We start from the raw sequence: 1,380 nt of genomic DNA on the forward strand, positions 1-1,380 counted from the left end.
TTCCACTTGATCGAGGTGCCGGTGAAGACGCTGCCGTTGGACAGGGCTACGTAGGCGTCGGCGTCGGCGTTGTTGGTGAAGGTGACGATGTCGTCCTTGCCGTCGCCGTTGAAGTCGCCAACGCGCGGGAGTTCTCCGGCGGGGGCGAACCAGTCGTGCACCTTGGCCGAGGCGCCGAAACTGCTGCCGGTGGAGAAGGCGACGTAGACGTCGGCGGTCGATCCCTGGGTGAAGACGATGATGTCGTCCTTGCCGTCGCCGTTGACGTCACCGACCGCCGGGAACTCGCCGTTGAGGCCGAAGAAGTCGTGCCATTTGACGCCCGCGCCGAAGCCGTTCCCGTTGGAAAGGGCCACGTACACGTCCGCGCCCCCACCCCGGGTGAACGTGGCGATGTCGTCCTTGCCGTCGCCGTTGAAGTCGCCGACGGCCGCGATCTCACCACCGGGCGAGAACCAGTCATTCCATTTCGACGACGCGTTGAACGCTGAGCCGTTGGAGGTGGCCACGTACACGTCTGCGCCGGAGCCGTGGGTGAACGTGACGATGTCGTCCTTCTTGTCGCCGTTGAAGTCGCCGGTCAGCGTCGTCTCGCCGCCGAGGCCGAAGAAGTCGTGCCATTTCGCCGAGGTGCCGGTGAAGCCGCTGCCGGTCGAGGTGGCCACAAAAGCGTCCGCGGAGCCGTTCTTGGTGAAGGTGACGATGTCGTCCTTGCCGTCACCGTTGAAGTCGGCGGGCGAACCGGCCGCCATCGCGGCCGCGCGCCTGGCCTCGTCCCACATCGATCTGGCCTTGGCCTCCGACTGGTCGTACCGGTCGGGGAAGGCCGAACGCTGGACGCTCTGCGCGAGCTGACCAGGGGTGTAGCCGGGGTTGTTGCGGTCGTTGACGATGGCCCGGGTGAAGAACTGCGTCGCGGCGTAGGCGGGGTCGAGAATCTGCTCCGGCGTGCCCCAGCCCTGACTGGGCCGCTGCTGGAAGACACCGAGCGAGTCCTTGCCGCCGCAGTTGAGATTGTTCATGTGCGACTCGACCCAGCCGGTCTCGAACGCCGCCAGCATCACCTTGTCGTTGACGTTGTTGCTGCGGCCGACCCGGTAGACGGTCAGTGTCACGTACGGGTCGTGGCCGGCCGGAACGGAACACGCGGCGAGGATCTCGGCGTTCGCCTTGTTCGGATCCGGGGTGGGCGTGGCGGCGGCCGGTAAAGCCGAGCCGAGCACGATGGCTAAACTCACTGCCAGCGCCGGCAGCTTTCTTTTCGCATGCATGTGTGCGTCCTTTCAGAGAGTGGTTTCGCCGGGGAGGCCGAAGAAGTCGTGCCATTTGGCGCCGGTGGCGAAGGCGGAGCCGTTGGACAGGCCGACGTAGACGTCGTTG

1 protein-coding gene is annotated in these 1,380 nt (G+C 65.9%); it reads right to left on the reverse strand.

Annotated features, from left to right (window positions below; all coding sequences use genetic code 11):
• Positions 1-1,271: VCBS repeat-containing protein (locus tag AB0J64_RS57265; protein WP_364047265.1), on the reverse strand; the 1,271-nt coding region annotated here is incomplete at its 3' end.
• Positions 1,272-1,380: the final 109 nt, after the last annotated feature.

Origin of the sequence: Nonomuraea sp. NPDC049695, from assembly GCF_040674955.1 — a bacterium.
GTDB lineage: Bacteria > Actinomycetota > Actinomycetes > Streptosporangiales > Streptosporangiaceae > Nonomuraea > Nonomuraea helvata.